Source organism: Pseudomonas viridiflava, from assembly GCF_900602065.1.
In the GTDB taxonomy this organism is placed as follows: domain Bacteria; phylum Pseudomonadota; class Gammaproteobacteria; order Pseudomonadales; family Pseudomonadaceae; genus Aquipseudomonas.
Genome location: NZ_UWFN01000022.1, coordinates 1 through 312 on the forward strand (window position 1 = coordinate 1; position 312 = coordinate 312).

At 60.9% G+C, this 312-nt stretch carries 1 pseudogene; it reads left to right on the forward strand.

Annotation, left to right across the window (positions count from 1 at the left end):
* Positions 1-67: 67 nt before the first annotated feature.
* Positions 68-312: pseudogene (locus tag EE949_RS00110) on the forward strand (GNAT family N-acetyltransferase); the annotation flags it as partial.

Consider the following 312-nt stretch of genomic DNA (forward strand, 5'->3'; position numbering starts at 1 on the left):
GTATGAACGCATCGCTGATCGCGCGGGCTACATTCAATTTCGCAAGGCTCTTTGAAGGAAGCAATCGATGTCCGAGACTCCACTGGATTGGCAAACCGCGACATTGCCCGGCCCGCAGACCCTGAATGGTCGCTTCATTCGCCTGGAAAAGCTGGAGACAGCCCGGCATGCGGATGACTTGTGGTCAGTGCTCCAGGGACCGACTGCCGACCCGAAGCTGTGGGACTACCTGCCCTACGGGCCGTTCAACGAGCGCAGCGCGTTCGACGCCTGGCTGGCCGGGCATCAGGTGGCGACGGATCCGTGGTTCTA